22 protein-coding genes are annotated in these 21585 nt (G+C 61.3%); 14 read left to right on the plus strand and 8 right to left on the minus strand.

Translation table 11 applies throughout. From position 1 onward, the window contains the following. Positions 1-3 precede the first annotated feature (3 nt). The 7 genes from ABDB87_RS07170 to dnaA all read right to left on the minus strand — a co-directional run bounded on the left by ABDB87_RS07170 (position 4) and on the right by dnaA (position 9974). Positions 4-477 (minus strand): Lrp/AsnC family transcriptional regulator, encoded by a 474-nt coding sequence (locus tag ABDB87_RS07170; protein WP_345925458.1) that lies wholly within the window; start codon positions 475-477, stop codon positions 4-6. Between the two features lie 90 nt (positions 478-567). After that, the gene (locus ABDB87_RS07175; protein WP_345925459.1) at positions 568-2121 is read right to left on the minus strand and encodes a M20/M25/M40 family metallo-hydrolase; all 1554 of its coding nucleotides are present in this window, start codon (positions 2119-2121) and stop codon (positions 568-570) included. Positions 2122-2168: 47 nt separating this feature from the next. Continuing rightward, the gene (locus ABDB87_RS07180; protein WP_345925461.1) at positions 2169-3557 is read right to left on the minus strand and encodes an amino acid permease; all 1389 of its coding nucleotides are present in this window, start codon (positions 3555-3557) and stop codon (positions 2169-2171) included. A 336-nt stretch (positions 3558-3893) separates the two neighbouring features. Beyond that, the gene (gene gyrB, locus ABDB87_RS07185; protein ID WP_345925463.1) at positions 3894-6371 is read right to left on the minus strand and encodes a DNA topoisomerase (ATP-hydrolyzing) subunit B; all 2478 of its coding nucleotides are present in this window, start codon (positions 6369-6371) and stop codon (positions 3894-3896) included. A gap of 49 nt (positions 6372-6420) precedes the next feature. Beyond that, positions 6421-6717, minus strand: a complete 297-nt coding sequence (locus tag ABDB87_RS07190) for a hypothetical protein (protein ID WP_345925465.1) — start codon at positions 6715-6717, stop codon at positions 6421-6423. Positions 6718-6836: 119 nt separating this feature from the next. Further along, the gene (gene dnaN / locus ABDB87_RS07195) at positions 6837-7937 is read right to left on the minus strand and encodes a DNA polymerase III subunit beta (protein WP_345925467.1); all 1101 of its coding nucleotides are present in this window, start codon (positions 7935-7937) and stop codon (positions 6837-6839) included. 597 nt (positions 7938-8534) lie between these two features. Beyond that, complete coding sequence (gene dnaA / locus ABDB87_RS07200; protein ID WP_345925469.1) at positions 8535-9974, minus strand: chromosomal replication initiator protein DnaA; 1440 nt, start codon at positions 9972-9974, stop codon at positions 8535-8537. Positions 9975-10285: 311 nt separating this feature from the next. Between dnaA and rpmH the strand changes: the two genes are divergently transcribed. The 12 genes from rpmH (at position 10286) to ABDB87_RS07260 (ending at position 19674) form a co-directional block, all read left to right on the plus strand. Beyond that, positions 10286-10420 carry a 50S ribosomal protein L34 gene (gene rpmH / locus ABDB87_RS07205; protein WP_018604832.1) on the plus strand — a complete coding sequence of 45 codons (135 nt, stop codon included), beginning with the start codon at positions 10286-10288 and terminating at the stop codon, positions 10418-10420. Positions 10421-10482: 62 nt separating this feature from the next. Then, positions 10483-10824 (plus strand): ribonuclease P protein component, encoded by a 342-nt coding sequence (gene rnpA, locus ABDB87_RS07210; RefSeq protein ID WP_345925472.1) that lies wholly within the window; start codon positions 10483-10485, stop codon positions 10822-10824. Next, on the plus strand, positions 10821-11030 hold the full coding sequence (gene yidD / locus ABDB87_RS07215; RefSeq protein WP_345925474.1) for a membrane protein insertion efficiency factor YidD: 210 nt from the start codon (positions 10821-10823) through the stop codon (positions 11028-11030). Before rnpA ends, yidD begins: the two co-directional genes overlap by 4 nt. 43 nt (positions 11031-11073) lie before the next feature. Beyond that, on the plus strand, positions 11074-12741 hold the full coding sequence (yidC, locus tag ABDB87_RS07220) for a membrane protein insertase YidC (protein ID WP_345926061.1): 1668 nt from the start codon (positions 11074-11076) through the stop codon (positions 12739-12741). Further along, positions 12716-14068, plus strand: a complete 1353-nt coding sequence (mnmE, locus tag ABDB87_RS07225; protein ID WP_345925476.1) for a tRNA uridine-5-carboxymethylaminomethyl(34) synthesis GTPase MnmE — start codon at positions 12716-12718, stop codon at positions 14066-14068. Before yidC ends, mnmE begins: the two co-directional genes overlap by 26 nt. Before the next feature lies 1 nt (position 14069). After that, positions 14070-14390, plus strand: a complete 321-nt coding sequence (locus tag ABDB87_RS07230) for a hypothetical protein (RefSeq protein WP_345925478.1) — start codon at positions 14070-14072, stop codon at positions 14388-14390. A 192-nt stretch (positions 14391-14582) separates the two neighbouring features. Next, complete coding sequence (gene mnmG / locus ABDB87_RS07235) at positions 14583-16490, plus strand: tRNA uridine-5-carboxymethylaminomethyl(34) synthesis enzyme MnmG (protein ID WP_345925480.1); 1908 nt, start codon at positions 14583-14585, stop codon at positions 16488-16490. Then, a complete protein-coding gene (gene rsmG, locus ABDB87_RS07240) occupies positions 16487-17116 on the plus strand; it encodes a 16S rRNA (guanine(527)-N(7))-methyltransferase RsmG (protein WP_345925482.1) in 630 nt (209 codons plus the stop codon). The genes mnmG and rsmG overlap by 4 nt, the downstream gene beginning before the upstream one ends. Positions 17117-17124: 8 nt before the next feature. Beyond that, positions 17125-17895 (plus strand): ParA family protein, encoded by a 771-nt coding sequence (locus ABDB87_RS07245; protein ID WP_345925484.1) that lies wholly within the window; start codon positions 17125-17127, stop codon positions 17893-17895. Positions 17896-17911: 16 nt separating this feature from the next. Beyond that, complete coding sequence (locus ABDB87_RS07250; RefSeq protein WP_345925486.1) at positions 17912-18769, plus strand: ParB/RepB/Spo0J family partition protein; 858 nt, start codon at positions 17912-17914, stop codon at positions 18767-18769. Positions 18770-18809: 40 nt separating this feature from the next. Then, positions 18810-19346, plus strand: a complete 537-nt coding sequence (locus tag ABDB87_RS07255; RefSeq protein ID WP_345925487.1) for a hypothetical protein — start codon at positions 18810-18812, stop codon at positions 19344-19346. Then, positions 19339-19674, plus strand: a complete 336-nt coding sequence (locus tag ABDB87_RS07260) for a cupin domain-containing protein (RefSeq protein ID WP_345925489.1) — start codon at positions 19339-19341, stop codon at positions 19672-19674. Before ABDB87_RS07255 ends, ABDB87_RS07260 begins: the two co-directional genes overlap by 8 nt. Positions 19675-19679: 5 nt before the next feature. On the opposite strand, the gene ABDB87_RS07265 is transcribed toward ABDB87_RS07260, so the two are convergent. Further along, entirely contained in the window at positions 19680-20210 is a 531-nt protein-coding gene (locus tag ABDB87_RS07265; protein WP_345925491.1) for a hypothetical protein, read from the minus strand. Between the two features lie 105 nt (positions 20211-20315). Between ABDB87_RS07265 and ABDB87_RS07270 the strand changes: the two genes are divergently transcribed. Continuing rightward, the gene (locus tag ABDB87_RS07270; RefSeq protein ID WP_345925493.1) at positions 20316-20705 is read left to right on the plus strand and encodes a hypothetical protein; all 390 of its coding nucleotides are present in this window, start codon (positions 20316-20318) and stop codon (positions 20703-20705) included. After that, positions 20702-21508 carry a polysaccharide lyase family 7 protein gene (locus tag ABDB87_RS07275; protein ID WP_345925495.1) on the plus strand — a complete coding sequence of 269 codons (807 nt, stop codon included), beginning with the start codon at positions 20702-20704 and terminating at the stop codon, positions 21506-21508. The genes ABDB87_RS07270 and ABDB87_RS07275 overlap by 4 nt, the downstream gene beginning before the upstream one ends. Positions 21509-21585: the final 77 nt, after the last annotated feature.

Raw genomic sequence — 21585 nt, forward strand, 5'->3', positions numbered from 1 at the left:
TTTTCAGCTTTTATCGGGGATGACCACCCCGGCTTCCTTCAGCCGCTCCAGCACCACCGAGGTCCGCAGATGGCTCACGCAGTTGCGCAGGCCGGCCAGCTCCTGGATCAGCCGGCTCAGGCTGGCCAGATCCGCCACGGCCACCTTGAGCAGATAGTCGTAGTCACCGGTGAGCTTGAGCACGTCGCGGATCGCGTCGGCCTTGCAGACGAAGTCGTGAAAGATCGCCACCGCTTCACCGGTATGGTTCTGCAGGCGCACCTCGACCACGCCCATCACCGGCGTGCCATCGGCCTCGGGCGAGAGCTGGGCGTGGTAGCCGAGGATCAGCCCGGCCTGCTCCAGCGCGATGCGCTTGCGCGAGCATTGCGACGCCGAGAGCCCGATCAGGTCAGCCAGCTCCTGATTGGTGAGGCGGCCGTTCTGGCGCAGCAGGTCAAGCATCCTGCGGTCCTTGTCGTCGATGGAATCGGTCATGCTGCTGGGGTCTCCGGGAAAGTGGGTGGCAACTGCTCCGGATGATCGGCTGCAGGCGGCCCCTGATGCAAGCCGCCTGCGAGCAGTCTCTCAGAACGAACGCGTGGTAAGCATCGCCCCGATCGTGCGGATGCCCTCCAGGTAATTGCCCAGGCGCAGGTTCTCGTCGAAGCTGTGCTGGTTGTTGTCGGCATTCACCAGCGGCACGACCACGTAAGACATCTTCAGCACATCCACCGCGCCGCTCATGGGCAGCGTGGAGCCGCCCATGCGCACCTTTTCCGGCTCGATCTGGCGGGGCGCCTTCACACCGCTCAGCACCCATCTGGCGAGCGGGGAATCCATCGCCACACGCGCGGCGCTGGAGGTGCTCGGGTAGGCCACCAGCCCCAGGCGGGCAAGCAGGCCATAGCGAGCGCGCTCTTCTGCGCTCGGAGCCTCACCCTCGATCAGATGGAAGCCGTGGCCTTCGACGTAGGTGCGGACTTTCTCGAACATCGCCTTCGGCGCGATCTCCGGCACGGTGCGGATGTTCAGGCTGGCCATGGCTTGTGAGGGAATCGCGTTGGCAGCGCGCGGGCCGACACGTGCGGCTTCCAGGCCGAGAATGTCGAGCGAGGGGTACTGCACGGCTTCGACCGGATTGGCCGCAGCAGCCAGGCCATCGAGCTTCGCCACGCCGAAGCGCTTTTCGAGCGTGCCGGCCGGCGGCGCAATCGCGGCCATGCCTTCGCGATCCTGCGCGCTGATCTCCACGCCTTCATAGAAGCCGGGAATGGTGACGCGCCCGTCCGCATCCTTCATGCCCGCCAGCAGCGTGGCCAGACGCAGGGCCGGATTCGGAATGACGTTGCCATAGGTTCCGCTATGCGGTGCCGAGCTGGCACCGAACACCGTCAGGTCGAGCTGGATGGAGCCGCGATTGCCGAAGTTCACGCCCGGCTGATTACTCGACGGCATGGCGCCGTCATACACGATGAGACCGTCACTGGCGAGCAGCGCCTGGTTCTCCTGCATCACGATGTGAAGGCGCGGCGAGCCCTTCTCTTCCTGCGAGTCCAGAATCAGCTTGATGTTTACCGCCGGCGCCTTGCCAGCAGCGCGCAGGCCGTCCATCGCGGCGAGGAACATCATGATCGGGCCCTTGTCGTCCGCCGAGGCGCGGGCATACACGCGCCACTCCGGATCGATCGCCTCCTGCAGGCGCCCGGCATCCAGCTCCGCCCAGCTGCCATCGGCATTGCGCGCCTTGAGCACCGGCTTCCAGGGATCGGTCTTCCACTCGGCCGGCGTCACCGGCTGCGCATCGAAATGCATGTAGAAGAGGATGGTCTTGCGGCCCTTCACCGGCTTGCCGTATTCCGCATATACCAGCGGCCGGCCTTCGTTGGCGAGCTGCTTCGTGCTGAAGCCGCGCTTCTGGAAGGCCTTCTCCAGCCAGGCGGCATTGCGCTGGATGTCTTCCGGATTCACCGCATCCGAAGGCAGCGAGAGGAACTCGAAATACTCCGGCATGCTCTGGCGCGCAAGCTTCACCGCCTCGTCTGCCGGGATCACATATTGCGCCCGCGCCGGCAGCGCGGCCAGCAGGAGCAGGGGAAGAACGAGGCGCGGGCGCAGGGCCCCGCAGAATGCAGACAGCATGGCGACTCCGGAAAGGAAACAGGAAGAGGACAGGGGGAAGGGAATCATCAGTTGCTCCGCACCGGAACAGCCTCGGCCGCCGCTTCGGGCAGCCGGCGACGCAGGGCATGCGCCACCCACAGCAGAAGCAGCCAGGCCGGGATCAGCGAAACCGAGATGCGGGTGTCGGGCGTCAGCCACATCACGACCAGAATGCCGGCCATGAAAGCGAGGCAGAGATAGTTCGTCAGCGGCGCGGCCCGGCTCGGATAGCGCGGCGTGATGCCACGCGCCTGCATCGCCTGGCGGAAGCGCAGATGCGTGATGCTGATCATCGCCCAGTTGATGATCAGCGCGGCCACCACCAGCGCCATCAGCAGACCGAAGGCCTTGCCCGGCATCAGGTAGTTGAGCAGCACGCAGGAGGCGGTCGCCAGCGCCGACACGCCCAGCGCACTCACCGGAATGCCGCGGCGATTGACCCGGCCCAGTGCCGCCGGCGCATTGCCCTGCAGGGCCAGGCCCAGCAGCATGCGGCTGTTGCAATACACGCAGCTGTTATAGACAGACAGCGCCGCGGTGAGCACCACCACATTCAGGATCGTGGCGACCAGATCGGAATCGAGCGCGTGGAAGATCATCACGAAGGGGCTGCCGCCTTCCTGCACCTTGTCCCAGGGAAACAGCGACAGCAGCACGGCCAGCGCGCCCACGTAGAAGATCAGGATGCGGTAGATCACCTGATTCGTGGCTTTCGGAATGCTCCTGGCAGGATCATCCGCCTCGGCCGCCGTGATGCCGACCAGCTCCAGGCCCCCGAAGGAAAACATGATCACGGCCATCGCCATCACCAGCCCGCCCACGCCATGCGGAAAGAATCCACCGAGCTGCCACAGATTGGCCACGCTGGCCTGCTCACCGCCGCGACCGCTGAGCAGCAGGTAAGCGCCGAAGGCAATCATGCCGACGATGGCCAGCACCTTGATGATCGCGAACCAGAACTCCATCTCGCCGAAAAGCTTCACATGGAGCAGGTTGATCGCATTGATGGCGAGAAAGAAGAACAGCGCCGACGCCCAGGTCGGAATCCCCGGCCACCAGTACTGCACATAGATGCCCACCGCCGTCAGCTCGGCCATGCTGACCAGCACATAGAGCACCCAGTAATTCCAGCCCGACATGAAGCCGGCCAGCCCGCCCCAGTAGCGATTGGCAAAATGGCTGAAGGAACCGGCCACCGGCTCCTCGACCACCATCTCACCGAGCTGACGCATGATGAAAAAGGCCACCAGACCCGCCACGGCATAACCGAGCAGCACCGAAGGCCCGGCCAGCTGGATGGTCTGGGCAATGCCCAGGAACAATCCGGTACCGATGGCACCGCCCAGCGCAATCAGCTGGATATGGCGATTCTTCAGGCCCCGTTTCAGGGCCGGGTTCTTGTCGTGTTCAGGCATCGAAAGGCTGTTCCGGCAAAAAAGGATGGGAAGCAGACCGGAAGCGCACTTTCGCAGCAAAACGCTCGGCCTGCCCGTCTCTTCAGCAAGAACAAGGCCAGCATTACGAATGCGATAGAAATTCTTTCAATAACAATAACTTGTAGTCAATCCCGGGCGACGAACAGCACGAAACATGCGTTCATGAACACGAAATGCATCTTTCGTGTGCATGAAAACGAGTTAACGCACAATTTGGTTGCATGCTTTGTGCAACAAACAATCTTCATATCGCACGAACGTGCATGGAAGGTTTCGTGGATCATGAATTGCGCATTCGCACACAACACGACATTTTCAGACGTCGATGTTGCGAGCGTTGAGCGCGTTGCGTTCGATGAAATCGCGGCGCGGTTCGACTTGGTCGCCCATGAGCGTGGTGAAGATTTCGTCGGCCGCGATGGCGTCGTCAATCTGCACCTTGAGCAGACGGCGCACGCCAGGATCCATGGTCGTTTCCCACAACTGCTCGGGATTCATCTCGCCGAGACCCTTGTAGCGCTGCTTGCCGAGGTTGCGCTCGACTTCGTTGAGCATCCAGGTGATGGCTTCACCGAAACTCTTCACCGGGCTGCTCTTTTCGCCTCGGTGCATCGCAGCCCCTTCGCCGATCAGGCCGCTGATGAGTTCGCTGGCGCGGCGAATGGCCGGGTAATCACCGGAGTGAATGAACTCGGGATCGATTTCGGTACGCTTGACGTTGCCGTGATGCATGCGCTCCAGAGCCAGATGCCAGGCTTCCTTGATCTCGTGGTAGTAGGCGGTCACGGTAATGCCGGCGGGCGCGACAGCCTGCAGGCGGGTGGCGGAATCGCGTGCGGCGGCTTCGTCTTCGAGCGAGAGTTCGATGCCATGGGCCAGCACAGCCTGCAGCACGTCGGAATCGATCCAGCCGGTCAGGCGATTGATGACGGCTTCGGCGAGCAGGTAGACGCGGGCCATTTCAGCCAGTGCCTCGCCCTGAATCACATCAGCGCCTTCACGCGGCAGCAGTTGCGAGCCGTCGAGCGCCAGGCGCAGCAGGTGAGCTGAGAGCTCGGTATCGTCCTTGATGTAGGTTTCGTTGCGGCCGAGCTTGATCTTGTAGAGCGGCGGCTGGGCGATGTAGATGTGGCCCCCTTCGACCAGCTCGGGCATCTGGCGGTAGAAGAAGGTCAGCAGCAGGGTGCGGATGTGGGCGCCGTCGACGTCCGCATCGGTCATGATGATGATGCGGTGGTAGCGCAGTTTTTCGGGCTTGTAGTCGTCCTTGCCGATGCCGGTGCCCAGCGCGGTGATCAGGGTGGCGATCTGCTCGGAGGAAATCAGCTTGTCGAAGCGGGCGCGCTCGACGTTGAGCACCTTGCCGCGCAACGGGAGGATGGCCTGGAACTTGCGGTCGCGGCCCTGCTTGGCGGAGCCCCCTGCGGAGTCACCCTCGACGATGTAGATCTCGCACTTCGAGGGATCCTTTTCCTGACAGTCGGCGAGCTTGCCGGGCAGGCCAATGCCGTCCAGCACGCCTTTGCGGCGCGTCATTTCGCGCGCCTTGCGGGCCGCTTCGCGCGCACGCGAAGCTTCGACGATCTTGCCGCAGATGGTTTTGGCGTCAATCGGGCGCTCAAGCAGGAACTCCGCAAGCTTGGCGGCCACGACTTCTTCCACGGCCGGCCGGGCTTCGCTTGATACCAGCTTCATCTTCGTCTGCGAGGCGAACTTGGGATCCGGCATCTTGACGGACAGCACGCAGGCCAGACCTTCGCGCATGTCATCACCCGAGATATCCACCTTCGCCTTCTTGGCGATCTCGTTTTCTTCGATGTACTTGTTGATGACGCGCGTCATCGCTGCGCGCAGGCCGGTGAGGTGGGTGCCACCATCGGACTGGGGAATGTTGTTGGTGAAGCACAGCACCTGTTCCTGGTAGCTGTCGTTCCACTGCATGGCTACTTCAACGGTGAGCTCGACGTCCTGAACGTTACCGGTAGTGACCCGGCTGGTGCCCGAGGCGTAGAACACGTTGGGATGCAGCACGGTCTTGGCGCGATTGATGTAGTCGACAAAGCCCTTCACGCCGCCCGAGAAAGCGAAGTTCTCGTCCTTGCCGGTGCGCTGGTCGACCAGGCGGATCGCCACCCCGTTGTTCAGGAAGGAGAGCTCGCGCAGGCGCTTGGCGAGGATGTCGTAGTGGAACTCGACATGGCCGAAGATTTCGTCGTCAGCCAGGAAATGCACTTCGGTACCGCGCTTTTCGGTGTCTCCCACGATTTTGAGCGGAGAAACCTCGACGCCCTCGCGGATCTCGACGATGCGGTCGACCGCATGTCCCTGGTTGAATTCGATGAAGTGCTTCTTGCCATCGCGCCGGATGGTCAGGCGCAGCCATTTGGAGAGCGCATTCACGCAGGTGACACCCACGCCGTGCAGGCCGCCGGACACCTTGTAGCTGTTCTGGTTGAACTTGCCGCCCGCGTGCAGCGAACACATGATGATTTCGGCCGCGGAGCGCTTGGGTTCGTGCTTGTCGTCGAACTTGATGCCCACCGGAATGCCGCGACCGTTGTCCGAAACGGAAATCGAGTTGTCCTTGTGGATCGTAACCACGATGTCGTCGCAATGCCCGGCCAGCGCTTCGTCAATCGCGTTGTCCACGACTTCGAAAACCATGTGGTGCAGGCCCGTGCCATCGGAGGTGTCTCCGATGTACATGCCCGGCCGCTTGCGCACGGCTTCAAGGCCTTCGAGCTGCTGGATGGACGATTCGTCGTAGGCAGGTTGCTGATTCTGTTCGGACATTGTGATCGATTCGTTCAGTGTGATTTTGAAGCGCGAGGCAGGCGGGCGTTCAGCGCGCGGATCCGCTTGCGTCGATGAGGATCAGAAGGCTGTCAGCGTTGAAGATCAGCCTCCCTTCACCCTTGTAGTTGCTGGCAATGCTCCAGGCATCAGCGCCGAAGTAGTAGGGCACCCAAGCCGTTCCGGTAGAATGGATTTCGACCGAATCAGGGGCACCCAGCAGTTTTTCCACTTCACTGCGCGACATGCCGATCTCGAGACTGGCAAAGCGGGCGCCGGAAGCAAAACGTCCAAGGATACGCCCTTCGAGCTGCTCGCGCCCGATGACTTTTCGGACAGGCACCATTCCGGGATCGGCGGCAGGCTCTTCCCGGACGCCGGACGGGTTGCTGCAGGCAGCCAGTCCGGCGAAAACGAGGCAGCAGGCCAGACGGACAGCTGCAGACCTGATCGGGCGCTCGAGCATCAGATGCGCATCGGCATTACGACGGCCTTGAACTGCTCATTGCCAGGCAGCGTGAAGAGCGCAGACGACATCGGTTCGTTGAGGTGGATCTCAACGGTGTCGGTACTCACGTTGTTGAGCACGTCGAGCAGATAGGTCACGTTGAATCCCACTTCCAGGCTGTCACCCGCATAGGACACCTCGAGCTCTTCCTGCGCTTCTTCCTGCTCGGCATTGGAGCTGATCACGCGCAACAGGCCGGATTCCAGCACCACCCGCAGGCCGCGGAATTTCTCGTTGGTCAGGATGGCCGCACGCTGCAGCGCGGAGAGCAGGCTTGCACGGTGCGCCGTCACCAGCTTCGGATTGCCCTGCGGAATCACGCGTTCGTAGTCCGGAAACTTGCCATCGATGAGCTTGGTGATCAGTTCGATCGGACCGAAACGGAAGCAGGCCTGGTTGCCGGTAATCACGATCTCGACCGGATCTTCACTGTCAGCCAGCTGACGGGTGAGCTCCAGCACGGTCTTGCGCGGCAGGATGACTTCGGTCTTCTCGTAGCTCTGCTCCAGCGTGCTCGAGGAGAGTGCCAGACGGTGACCATCGGTGGCCACCATGCGCAGCTCGGTGCCCATCACCTGCATCAGCAGGCCGTTGAGGTAGTAGCGGATGTCCTGAGCGGCCATGGCATAGGCCACCTGGGCCAGCTGGCGACGGAAATCCTTCTGCGGCAGGCGCACCGTCAGGCTTTCGCCGGTGTTGAGCTGCATGCGCGGGTAATCGGTCGCCGGCAGCGTCTGCAGGTTGTAGCGGCTCTTGCCAGCCTTGAGCGTGAGGCGTTTGTCGTCCAGAACCAGGCTGACTTCGCTGTCGGGCAGTGCACGCAGGATGTCCTGCAGCTTGCGGGCGCCCACGGTGATCGAAGCGTCTTCGCCGCCCTGGGAAGTCTGGTTGGTGGTGATCTGGATTTCGATGTCGGTTGCCAGCAGCGTCAGGGCATCGCCCCGCTTCTCGATCAGCACATTGGAGAGGATAGGCAGCGTATGCCGCTTTTCCACGATGCCTGAAACCGACTGGAGAGGGGCCAGCAAGGCATCACGAGTGCTTGTTAACAAGAGCATTTATATAAACCTCCTATTATTAATATATCTGGCCAGTTTCTGTGGAAAACACTTAAAACTTCAATCTGTTCAATAACTTGCTTCGTTGATCAAGCTGTTTGAAACCGGGGGGAGAGCGCTGTGTGCAATTGGGGACAAGAATCGGGGTCCGGCAATTGACCACACTTGTCCACATTTGCTTCCCGGCTTGTCAGCCTGCTTATCCACATTGTCAGGGGAAACGACGATTTCTGGAACGTCTCGGAGCCGCCTTTTCATTCCCGACCAGCTCCTCCGATCGGTTTCCGTGGTGTGAACCGGAAAGTCTTTAGGAGCAGCATCCAGTCAGCAAGCGTCAGCGCGCCTGAAATTGCCGTCATGACGTTGTTGTTAACAGAGTCTTTATATAAACCGTTTACTACTAATATATCGAGCCTGTTTCTGTGGATAAATCATTTTTACCAATACAAAACAAGGCGTTGAGTATGTTGAAGACCTTGTGGAACAGTCTCCTTGAACGATGTGGGCGAGTGGGGATGAATTCCATGCTTCGGGATTTGCCCAGCCTTGCGCACATTTGCTCCGCAGCCTTGTACAGGCTTTGTCCACAAGCCTGATCTAACCTCTGAGCGTTTGCGTCAGAACGTGAAGATCATGGTTAAGTTGTTGATCATTAAGTCTTAATTCCGTAATCGTACGACAGGCATGAAGCACAGTTGTGTGATCCCGACCGCCGAAGGCATCGCCGATGGCGGGCAGTGAGGAAGGCGTGAGTTCCTTTGCCAGATACATGGCGACCTGACGCGGGCGGGCGATATTGCGTGTCCGCTTCTTGGAGAGCAGCTCGGCGAGCTTGATCTTGTAGAAGTCCGCCACGGTCTTCTGGATCAGTTCGAAGGTGATCTGGCGGTTGTGGGCTGCAAGCAGGTCGCGCAGGGCCTCGCGAGCCACTTCCAGCGTGATGTCACGGCTGTGGAAGCGGGCGTAGGCGACAACCTTCTTGAGTGCGCCTTCGAGCTCGCGGACGTTGGAGCGCAGGTTCTTGGCGATCAGGAAGGCGACGTCATCCGGCAGCGGAACGTTGTCGAACTCGGCCTTCTTCTTGAGGATCGCGATCCGCATCTCGAGCTCGGGCGGCTCGATCTGCACTGTCAGACCCCAGTCGAAGCGCGAAATCAGGCGGTCTTCCAGACCCTGGATATCCTTTGGATACGTGTCGCAGGTGATGACGATCTGCTTCCGGGCTTCGGTCAGCGCATTGAAAGCGTGGAAGAACTCGTCACGGGTGCGTTCCTTGTTGCCGACACCTAGGAACTGGATGTCGTCGATCAGCAGCAGGTCCAGCGAGCGGTAGTAGCGCTGGAACTGGTCAAAGCTCTTCTGTTGGTAAGCGCGCAGTACGTCGGAGAAGTAGTCTTCCACGTGGACGTAACGCACGACGGCCTTGGGATTGTGTCGCAGCACTTCGTTGCCGATGGCGTGAATCAAGTGGGTCTTGCCGAGGCCGACGCCACCATAGACGAACAGCGGGTTGTACGAGGTGCCCGGGTTATTGGCGACTGAAATGGCTGCTGCACGGGCGAGGTCGTTGGCGCGGCCCGTCACCAGTGTGTCGAAGGTGAAGGACGGATTCAGGCGGGTTTTTTCGTATGCGTTGCCTGCCGGAGTAATGATGGCCGGCGCCTCGGGCTGGTGATGCTGCTGGGCAGGTGGCGGGACGGGCGTATTGCGGCCACTGGCTGCGGCGCTGGCGCGCTCGGCCGGCGAAGGGGTGCGGATGGGCTGTTGCGCAGCAGCGGTGGATTTCTTGCTGGGAACGCGGACTTCTAAACTCAGTGCAGTGGGGCCGCCGAAGAACTCTTCGGCCAGCTGTTCCAGACGTTTCTGGTAACGCTCACGGACCCACTGAAGCACAAAGCGGTTGGGTGCGAACAGGCGAACGCCTTCTCCTTCGACGGCCTCGGCGATCTCGAGGGCACGGATCCAGGTGTTGAACTGCTGCGACGGCAGTTCACTTTCCAGGCGGGCAAGGCAGGCGTTCCAGAAGCTTTGACTCACGATTTGTACAGGCTTGTTCTTTGACTCAACTGCCTGCAAGCGGGCAGATGCGGCTTTCACCGGTGGTTGCAATGCAGCTCGCCCGAACTGTCCACAGGGCAGGCCGGGCATGCATGATCAGAGGGGGCAACCCGGCTGCTCCCCTACTTGTGCAAGGCTGCGGGGGATTGAGCCGGAAGTGGGAATTCTACAGTTTCCCCCCGTATTTATCCACAGCTTCGGAAGAGGGATGTATATGTTTTCGCTTGACAAAAATGCGTTCGAGCTATCTAATCGCGAGTTCGCCGCATAAGTTGGATTAGGGAAAGATCATGAAACGCACGTATCAACCTTCTGTGGTCCGCCGCAAGCGCACCCACGGTTTTCTGGTTCGCATGGCTACCAAGGGTGGCCGCAAGGTGATTGCTGCTCGTCGCGCCAAGGGCCGTCATCGCCTGGCTGTCTGAGCAGGCTGATTGCGGATTCGAGGCTGATCAGGGTGTCGGCTGGCAACACGGATCCGCAGGCAGTGTCGCGGTCTTTCAGACCCGCGTATCGCTTGTGCAAAACGGATGAGTATTCATCCGTTTTTGCTTTCAGAAAGGCTGTAAGAGGGCGCTATTTCGTGCTCCATTACAAGCCTTCCGAGTACGCCTGTGCCCGTCTTGGCGTCGTGGTTGCCAAGAAGTTGGCACGGCGTGCCGTGCTGCGCAATCTCATCAAGCGAATGGCACGTGAGCATTTCCGCCATACGCGCGAAATCCTGCCCTGCCACGATATGATCCTGCGCCTCAATGCGCCGGCCAAGGCTGTGAGCAAGGCGGAACTCAGGGGAGATCTCGCGGGTCTCTTCCGGCGTTTGCCGAAATGAAAGTCATCCTGCTGGGGCTCATCCGGGCCTATCAGTATCTCGTCAGCCCGTGGCTGGGAAACCGATGCCGGTTTCACCCGAGCTGTTCGTCCTATGCCGCGGAAGCCCTGCAGAAGCATGGCTTGCTGAAAGGCCTTAAACTTGCCGTTTTCCGGCTGGGTCGCTGCCATCCATGGAGTGATGGTGGACACGATCCGGTGCCGTGAAAGAGGCGTTCCTACTTTCCCATTCAGAGTCCTCATCATGCAGATGGATTACAAGCGTCTTATCCTGATGGCAGTGTTTGCCTTTTCCGTGATCATGCTGTGGGAAAGATGGCAGCAGCACAATGCGCCGAAGTTGCCACCTGTTGCAGCCCAGTCGGCGACGGCTCAAGGAGCGGCCTTGCCGGCTCCGATGGCTTCCGGCGTGAGCGCAGCAGCGCCGAGCCAGGCAGTGCCCGGTGCGGCACAAGGTCCCGAATCGGCTTATGTGACGGCTGCCCGCGCAGTTGTCAGGACGGACACCCTGATTGCCACGGTGTCGGCTCAGGGCGGTGACATCATCAATGTCGAGCTGACCCAGCACAAGCAGAGTGCTGACCACAGCAAGAATTTCGTCGTCCTCCAGGATCAGGGCGAGCATTTCTATGTAGCCAATAGTGGCCTGATCGGCAATGAGCTGCCGAATCACAAGACCGTGTTCAGCCTGAAAGGGGGCGATTATTCGCTCAAGGATGGCGAAGACAGCGTTCAGATCCGGATGACTGCTCCCGCAGTGAATGGCGTTGAAGTCAGCAAGGTTCTGACCTTCCATCGCGGTTCCTATCTGATCGACGTGGCTTACGAGATCAATAACACCACCGCTGCGGCGCTCAATACAACGGCATATTTCCAGCTTGCCCGCGACAGCAAGCCGGTTGAGCACTCTGCCGGTTTCTTTGGTGGTGTGAGTTCCTTTACCGGCCCGGCCGTCTATACAGAGGAAGGCAAGTTCCAGAAGATCGATTTCAAGAAGATCGAGAAGGATGAAGCCAAGTATGTGAAGAGTGCCAAGGACGGCTGGGTGGCCATGGTCCAGCATTATTTCGTGAGTGCCTGGTTGCCGCAGGGCAATGTTGACCGTGAGTTCTATACCCACAAGATTGCCGGTGATGTCTTCGGCGCTGGCGTGAAGCTGCCGGTGGCTGTCGCGGCGGGTCAGAAAGGCGTGATCGATGTACCCCTGTATGTCGGTCCGCAAGAGCAGAACAAACTCAAGGCGATTGCTCCCGGATTCAATCTGGTCGTCGACTACGGCTGGGTGACCATCATCGCCGTGCCCCTGTTCTGGGTGCTGTCACATATCCATACCCTGGTCGGTAACTGGGGCTGGGCGATCATCATCGTGACCATCCTGATCAAGGCCTGCTTCTTCCCGTTGTCTGCCGCATCCTATCGCTCGATGGCGAAGATGAAGACGCTGATGCCGAAGATGAAGGCACTGCAGGAGCGGTACAAGGACGACAAGATGAAGCTCAATCAGGCCATGATGGAGCTCTACAAGACCGAGAAGGTCAATCCGATGGGAGGCTGTCTGCCCATCCTGATCCAGATGCCGGTCTTCATCGCGCTCTACTGGGTACTGCTGGGTGTAGTTGAAATGCGCCAGGCTCCCTGGATGTTCTGGATCACCGACCTTTCGGTTAAGGATCCGTACTTCATCCTGCCCGTCATCATGGGGGCCACCATGCTGATCCAGACCAGGCTGAACCCCACGCCGCCGGACCCCGTCCAAGCCAAGGTGATGCTGCTGATGCCGATCATGTTCACCTTCATGTTCCTCTGGTTCCCGTCGGGTCTGGTGCTGTACTGGGTGCTCAACAACACGCTGTCCATCGCACAGCAGTGGTACATCACGCGGTCCATCGAAAATGGTGCAGTCAAGCCTGCCAAGTGACGTGATTGCCGCCATCGCGACCGCTCCCGGTCGCGGTGGCATCGGAGTGATCCGGGTGTCCGGCCCGGATCTTTCCAGCTTCGCAGATGCCCTTACCGGACGACTTCCCAAGCCCCGCCTGGCGTCCCTGGCGAATTTCCTCGATGCTGAGCAGCGCCCCATTGATCAGGGCTTGCTACTGTATTTTCCTGCGCCGCACTCCTACACCGGTGAGGATGTCGTCGAGATTCAGGGCCATGGTGGTCCGGTGGTCATGCAGATGCTGCTGGCGCGCTGTGTCGAGTTAGGTGCGAGACTGGCGGAGCCTGGAGAATTCACGCGCCGCGCTTTTCTCAATGACCGGCTCGATCTGGCTCAGGCCGAAGGCGTGATCGACCTCATCGATGCATCGACAACGGCGGCAGCGCGCTCTGCGCTGCGCTCGCTTTCGGGCCGGTTCTCGGACGAGATTCATGCCTGGCGGGACAGGCTGGTCGATCTGCGCATGCTGGTGGAAGCCACACTGGATTTTCCGGAAGAGGAAGTCGACTTCCTCGAGTCGGCGCGTGCCATTCCCCGTCTTCATGCCTTGAGCGGTGAACTGGAAAACATTCTCTCCCGTGCAAAGCAGGGCAGCCTGCTGCGGCGTGGCTTGCAGGTCGTGCTGGCAGGTCAGCCCAACGTGGGCAAATCGAGTCTGCTCAATCAGCTTTCCGGTGAAGATCGTGCCATCGTGACGGAAGTGGCCGGCACTACGCGCGACGTTCTTCGCGAGGTAATCCAGATCGAGGGCATTCCCCTGCACATCATCGATACCGCGGGTTTGCGGGATACGGATGATGTCGTCGAGAAAATCGGTATTGAACGTTCCTGGCGCGAGATTGCGGCTGCGGATGTCGTACTGCGCATGGTGGATGCTGGTGTCGGTATTACGGCTGAAGACCATGAAATCGATGCGCGATTGCCTGATGGTGTTCCGGTCGTCTGGATCTTCAACAAGATCGATCGTCACGGAGAAAATGTCCGGCGTGAAAATCTCGACGCTGGTATCGCGCTCTGGATATCCGCCCGAACCGGCGAAGGCATGGAGCTTTTGCGCAAAACCCTGCTGGAAATTGTCGGTTGGGAGGCGCACGGTGAAGACGTGTTTCTCGCCAGAGAACGTCATCTTGAAGCCTTGCGCGAAGCAGCCCGACATGTCGGCACTGCACTCGAGATGGTGAGTCAGCTGGATCTTCTGGCTGAAGAACTCCGGCTTGCACAGGAAGCTGTCAATACGATCACCGGAGAATTCGGTGCAGACGATTTGCTCGGTGTAATTTTTTCCAGATTCTGCATAGGAAAATGACATGTCCGATTTTGAAGATCAGCAGAAGGGTGCTCGTCAGATTTCCTCCGAATTGGCGGGTGTTCTGATTGCGCTGGGTGTCGACTGGAACAGCGAGCAGCAGTTGCGTTCCCTGGCGCGTGAAGCACTGGCTTACAAACCGGATGCCTCTTCGGCTCCGATTGCTCCCGGCGATATCCGCGAACATGCCCGTCTCAAGTTCTATGGTCTCATTGCACTGATGCTGCGAACCATGGAAGAGGGCGCAGGCAAGGGGGAGGAAGTTCATGGTGACGACGTCTGGAAAGCCGTCGCACGTGCGCTCTGGGCTGAAAAGAGTTGAGCTTGTTTCACGTGAAACATTCCTCAATCTGAATTTTCTGGTGCAGCTCTGCTTTCCGCTGCTTATCCATGTTTCACGTGAAACATGCGATTCAGCTTATACAAGCTGCTGCACAGCTTTTCCACAGATCTATCCACTAGGCCCTGATCTGCCCGCGGCGTATCATTGCCAGCCCAATTGAAGGTTTGTCCCATGCTGTATCCACACGCTTTTGATGTCATTGTCGTTGGTGGCGGTCACGCCGGTACGGAGGCTGCGCTCGCCGCGGCGCGTGCAGGCAGCAAGACGCTGCTGCTTACCCACAACATCGAGACCTTGGGGCAAATGAGCTGTAATCCCTCGATCGGTGGCATCGGCAAGGGGCATCTGGTCAAGGAAGTCGATGCGCTCGGGGGTGCCATGGCCGAGGCAACCGATGAAGGCGGGATTCAGTTCAGGATCCTGAATGCTTCCAAGGGACCTGCTGTGCGTGCTACCCGGGCACAGGCCGATCGTATCCTCTATAAGGCAGCGATCCGTCGCCGTCTGGAAAATCAGCCAAATCTGACCCTGTTCCAGCAAGCAGTTGATGACATTACCGTCGTCGGCGAACGGGTTAGCGGTGTGGTGACCGCCATCGGCCTGCGCTTTGAAGCGCCGACGGTCGTGCTGACTGCGGGGACTTTTCTGAACGGCAAGATCCACGTCGGTCTCGAGAATTACTCCGGAGGCCGGGCAGGGGATCCTCCTGCCATCTCGCTTTCCCATCGGCTGCGCGAACTGGCTTTGCCGGTGGGGCGCCTCAAAACCGGTACGCCGCCGCGCCTGGATGGCAAAACCATCGATTTTTCGGTGATGCAGGAGCAGCACAGTGATGACCCGCTGCCGGTGTTTTCCTTCCTAGGCAATGCCGCCCAGCACCCGAAGCAGATGCCGTGCTGGGTGACGCAAACCAATGCCCACACACACGACATCATCCGCGGAGGGCTGGATCGCTCGCCGATGTACACCGGCGTGATCGAAGGCGTGGGGCCGCGTTACTGCCCTTCGATCGAAGACAAGATTCATCGCTTTGCCGGCAAGGACAGTCACAACATCTTCCTGGAGCCTGAAAGCCTCAGCTCGCACGAGATCTATCCGAACGGCATCTCGACTTCTCTGCCGTTCGATGTGCAACTCGCGCTGGTCCGCTCGATCCGCGGGCTGGAAAACGCACACATTCTGCGCCCCGGGTATGCCATCGAGTACGACTACTTCGATCCGCGCAACCTGAAGGCGAGTTTCGAAACCAAGAGTATTGCCGGTCTCTTCTTCGCGGGGCAGATCAACGGCACCACCGGTTATGAAGAAGCCGCTGCACAAGGTCTGCTGGCTGGCGTGAATGCCGCACTGCTGGCTCAGGGCAAACCTGCCTGGACGCCTTCGCGCGCCGAGAGCTATCTGGGCGTGATGGTGGATGACCTCATTACCCGCGGCGTCACCGAACCCTACCGCATGTTTACCTCGCGTGCGGAGTTCCGCCTGTCCCTGCGCGAAGACAATGCGGATCTGCGTCTGACCGAACAGGGCCGTGCACTGGGCCTGATCGATGAGCGACGCTGGGCAGCTTTCTGTACCAAGCGTGAAGCCATCGAACGTGAATCGGCCCGCTTGCGTGCCACCTGGGCGGTGCCGCACAAGCTTGTCGAAGGAGAAGCCCAGCGTGTTTTCGGTCAGGAGCTCGAACGCGAGTACCGTTTCTTCGATCTGCTGCGCCGGCCCAACATGACTTACGCGGCGCTGATGAGCCTGTCGCTCGCGCCGGAAAACCCGGAAACCGATCCGCAAGTTGTCGAGCAGATCGAGATTTCGGCCAAGTACCAGGGTTATATCGAGCGGCAGCAGGAAGATGTTCAGCGCGCGGCGACCCAGGAAAACACCGTGCTGCCGGCCGATCTGGATTACGCCAGCGTCAGCGGCCTGTCGCGCGAAGTGCAGCAGAAGCTGCGTCAGCACCAGCCCGAAACCATTGGTCAGGCATCCCGCATCCAGGGCATCACGCCCGCCGCGATTTCGCTGCTGCTGATTCACCTGAAGAAGCGCGAGATGGCCTCGCGCATGAAGGGGAGCGCCGAGGCATGAGTGCGACTGCCCAACGCCTGGCTGCCGGTCTTGAAAAGCTCGGTCTGGATCTGGATGCCGGAACCCGGGAACGTCTGCTCGCCTATGGCGCGCTGCTGATGAAATGGAATCGGGTCTACAACCTTACTGCGATCCGCGATGAAGCGTCGATGATCGACCTTCATCTGCTCGATTCGCTTTCCATTCTGCCGCATGTGGCCGATGTCACCCGGGTGGCTGATATCGGCGCCGGCGGTGGTCTGCCGGGCATTCCGCTGGCGATCTGCCGGCCGGACTGTGAAGTGGCGCTGGTCGAAACGGTTGGCAAGAAAACAAGTTTCCTGCTCCAGGCGAAGGCCGAGCTCAAGCTCGCCAATCTCTCCGTGCACAACATCCGGGTGGAACAATTCCAGCCCGCCGAGCCTTTTCCGGCAGTGAGTTCGCGGGCCTTTGCGAGTCTGGCGGATTTCGTCAGCCTGACCGGGCATCTGCTGGCTCCGGGTGGTCGCTGGATTGCCATGAAGGGCCAGTATCCTGACGACGAGCTCGCGGCCCTGCCGGCGGGCTGCAAACTCCTCGAATCGCGCCGGCTGCAGGTACCCGGCGTCGATGCCGAAAGACATCTCCTCTTCATTTCCCGGACCTGAGCACGCATATGGCACGCATCTTTGCGGTTGCAAACCAGAAGGGTGGCGTCGGCAAGACCACCACCACCGTCAACCTCGCGGCTGCCCTTGCAGCGCACGGCCAGCGCGTCCTGCTGGTCGATCTTGATCCCCAGGGCAATGCCACGATGGGGTCGGGCATCGACAAGCGCACGGTGCCGTCCACCGTGTATCAGGTCCTGATCGGGCAGAACAGTGTGGCGGAAGCACGCGCCAGGTCGGAGTCCGGTGGCTACGATGTACTGGCCTCCAACCGCGAGCTCGCCGGTGCCGAGATCGAGCTTGTCAGTCTCGACAATCGCGAGAAGCGCCTCAAGGACGCTCTGGCGGCGGTCGACGAGCAATACGACTTCGTGCTGGTCGATTGCCCGCCCAGCCTTTCCATGCTCACGCTCAACGGCCTCTGCGGCGCCCACGGCGTGATCATCCCGATGCAATGCGAGTACTACGCGCTTGAAGGTCTCTCCGACCTGGTGAACACGATCAAGCAGGTACACGCCAAGCTCAACCGCGACCTCAAGATCATCGGTCTGTTGCGCGTGATGTTCGACACCCGCAGCACGCTCTCGCAACAGGTCTCGGCCCAGCTCGAAGCGCACTTCGGCGACAAGGTCTTCAAGGCCATCATTCCGCGCAATGTGCGGCTGGCCGAAGCCCCCAGCCACGGCATGCCCGGCGTGGTCTTTGACAAGGCCGCCCGCGGCTCGCAGGCCTACATGCAGTTTGCCGCCGAAATGATCGAGCGCATCCAGACCATCTGAACGGAATCCACGCAACATGAAACCCAAGATGAAAGGCCTCGGTCGAGGCCTCGAAGCCCTGCTCGGCGGTGACGATCTGCCTTCGTCCGACAACGGCAACCTCACCACGCTGCCGGTCGGCAATCTCCAGCCGGGCAAGTATCAGCCGCGTACCCGCATGGATGCCGGCTCGCTCGAGGAGCTGGCCGCGTCGATCAAGGCCCAGGGCCTGATGCAGCCGATCACGGTGCGTCCGGTGGGAGGAGGGCGGCATGAAATCATCGCCGGCGAGCGTCGCTGGCGTGCCGCACAGATCGCGGAACTCACCGAAGTGCCGGTCATCATCCGCGAGATTCCGGACGAGGCCGCGCTGGCCATGTCGCTGATCGAAAACATCCAGCGCGAAGACCTCAACCCGCTGGAAGAAGCCACCGGCATCCAGCGCCTGATCGACGAGTTCGGCATGACTCACCAGGCGGCTGCCGATGCGGTGGGCCGCTCGCGCCCGGCCACTTCCAACCTGCTGCGCCTGCTGCAGCTGCCCGGCCCGGTGCAGGAACTGCTGATGGCCGGCGATATCGAGATGGGCCATGCCCGCAGCCTGCTGGCGCTGCCCTCGGCCGATCAGATCCTGACCGCCAACCAGGTGGTGGCCAAGCGCCTGTCGGTGCGTGAAACCGAAAAGCTGGTCAGCAGCCAGGTGAAGCCGAAGGAAAACAGCCTCAAGGCGAAACCGGCCCCCGATCGCGATGTGGCTCGCCTCGAGGAAGAACTGGCGGACAGGCTTGGCGCGGTGGTGAAAATCAAGGCCAACCGCAAGGGCGCCGGCAGCCTCATCATCGAGTTTGCCAGCCTGGACCAGCTCGATGGCCTGATCGGCAAGCTGCAGGCCTGATCCGGCAGGGCGGATCTTCGCGTCCGCCCAGAGACTTTTCATGACATCAGCATCCAGCACGCCGGCCTCCGCAAACCGGTCAGGCCTCCTGCGCCGGATTTCCGGCATCCTGTTGCGGCTGGCAGGCCATCTGCTGGTGCTGCTGCTGGTCATCCTGTTTCCGCTGGTCGTCTATGAGCTGGTCGCCCTCAGCAGCCTGCGCGAACAGCATGTGCTGCTGATGAGCGGTGCGGTGAGCTGGCCGCTGTATGGCCTCTGGCTCAGTCGGCGGATTCGCCATGAGCGTGTCCGGTTCGTCCTCCGGCAGCTGATCCTGCTGCTCACCGTGATCGGCCTGATGGCACTGTTCGCCTCCTGTTCAGCTTCCGCCGCACTGATGTGGCTTGTACGCGGTTTGCCACTGCTTGCCGCGGTCACCCCCCTTCCGCTGCTGTTCGAGCCCGCCATGAGGCGTTCCAGTGGCTTTGCCGGGCACTGGAAAGGTGGTGCGCTGCTCTGCCTGCCGCTGGCGCTGGCGTTTGCCCTGCTGATGACCCATGCGACCACGCTGTGCACGCCGGGAGGCCTGCATGAGTGAGGCCCGTTCCGGCGGACTTTCCCTGCTTCGCGATCTGCCGCCGGCAGGCTTCGAGGAGCACTTTCTCACGCTGCTTGAACGACCGGGTCTGCGTATCGAACGCATCGTGTCGGACGGGCAGGTGAGCCCGCCCGGATTCTGGTACGAGCAGGCCGAGGACGAGTGGGTCCTGCTGCTGCAGGGCACGGCCGAGCTGGAGTACCGTGATGACACCCGCATCATGCTGACTGCCGGCGACAGCCTGCTGATTCCCGCTGGCTGTGCGCACCGGGTCGCGCAGACCGCCTCGCGGACGGTCTGGCTGGCGCTGTTCTTTCCGCCGGCCTGACGCTTTCAGGCCAGGCTGCGGAGCTTTCGTCCGAGGCGCCAGCGCCCGATCCGGGTCAGCCGCCAGAGCCGGTTGCGGCGCACGCGGCAGTACGCATAGTCGCGCAGCTTCATGAAACCGGCATACAGGCGGGCGAACCAGGCCAGCTTCATGAGGCTGGCGCGGGTCAGCGTGAAAAGGTGCGCGGCGACTGCGGTGCCGGCAATCTTGGCGAGCAGGAACACGCCCCCGCCGAACAGGAAATGCCCCCGTGCGAAGAGCCACAGCCCGGCGAACTTGAAGGGCAGCAGCACCAGCATCGGAATGCCGTAGCACGCGAGTGCCAGCCAGGGGGGCGCGGCGCGGATCAGCGCCTCGATGCGGCACAGCAGCGGCAGGCGGCCGAGCCGCTGCATCAGCTGCGCGAGCGGCTCCCACAACCAGTCCTCGAGCCAGAGCAGGCACGCGGCGAGCAGGACGAGGGGGAAGCTGGCAGACCGCGCGAGGCGGTGGAAAAAACTGCGGCGATCTGTTTTCAGAGCAGTGATTCCGGTCACGACATGACACACATGTGAGGCGCCGGAGCATCTTTCACAAGGTGTGATGATGCGCCTTTCGGGCTAAGATCGGCGCCAGTGTCCGCCTTCCTCCCGTCCCGCCCGATGAGCCGTCTTGCTTTCCTGCTGCTGTCTGCCCTGCTGGCCTTGCCGGCGCAGGCCGCACCGCAACCCGATCCGGTCTGCTTCCTGCCTGGCCGGCATTTTGACAGTGCCTTTCTCGGCAACTGGGAAATCGCGCAGTGGAAGGTCCGGTATTCCCTTTTCATGCGCGACAGGCAGGTCTGCCTCCTGGCGCGGGACATGCAGGCGGACGAGTGGTTTGAGATTCCCGAAATCCAGTGGGATGGCCAGTTCCTGCGCGCCGGCTTCCTGCTCCGCTCCACGAAATGGCGCACCGACAGCCAGCTGAGCCTCGCCAGCGGAGACCGGCTGCGTGACGAATACACCTGGCGTGACGGGCGCCGTATCGATTACTGGACCCGCCGCAAGTGAGGCCGGCGGCGGCGCTGCTGTGCCTCCTGGCATTGCCCGCGCAGGCCGGGGTCGATCTCTCGCGCTGGAAGCTGACCCTGCCGGTGGATGCCGACGCCAATGGCCGTGCCGATGAAATCGCGGATCCGGCCGGTGCATCGGTGCCGCCCTGGTTCGAGCAGGACGGGCAGGACCTCGTGTTTCGTGCGCCAGCGGGGGGGGCGCGGACCACGGGCAACACGGCCTATGCCCGCAGCGAACTGCGCGAAATGGACACTTCCGGCCGCCCTGCCGCCTGGGATTGCCTCCAGGCTGCCCGCAGGATGCGCCTCGAGCAGCGCCTGCTGGCCACCACCCCGGCCAAGCCCGAAGTGGTGATCGGCCAGATTCACGACGCCCGCGACGACAAGCTGATGCTGCGCTATGTCGGCCCGCCCGGTGCGAATGGCCACAGCGATACCGGCCGCATCGAGATGCTGTGGAACAACGCAGCCCGGGCCGGCACGCTCGACCCCGCCTATGTGCTGGGCCAGCCGATGGCGGTAGATATCGAAATCCGCCAGGGCAGGCTTGCGGTCCGCTACCGCAATCTCGCCAGCGGTCTGGACCACGCGCTCGAGGCCAGGCTCGACCCGACGCGCATCGAGGGCGCCTGCTTCTTCAAGGCCGGCCTCTACATCCAGGCCTGCAGCACCACCGATCTCGCCGGCCAGCCGAATCAGGCCTGCCTTCGCAAGGGCTGGGCGCCCGCGCGGCATGATGCGCCGGAGGCCCGGGCGGAAGTCCGGATCCAGGCGCTCGAACTCGATTCGCCCCCGCGCTGAGGCGCTGCGAGGCGGAACTTGTCTCCCCGCATCCGGTCAAGAACACCGACAGCGTCGCTCGACCGGCGCTGTTCCTG

It is taken from the genome of Uliginosibacterium paludis (assembly GCF_039631355.1).
Taxonomy (GTDB): Bacteria; Pseudomonadota; Gammaproteobacteria; order Burkholderiales; family Rhodocyclaceae; genus Uliginosibacterium; species Uliginosibacterium paludis.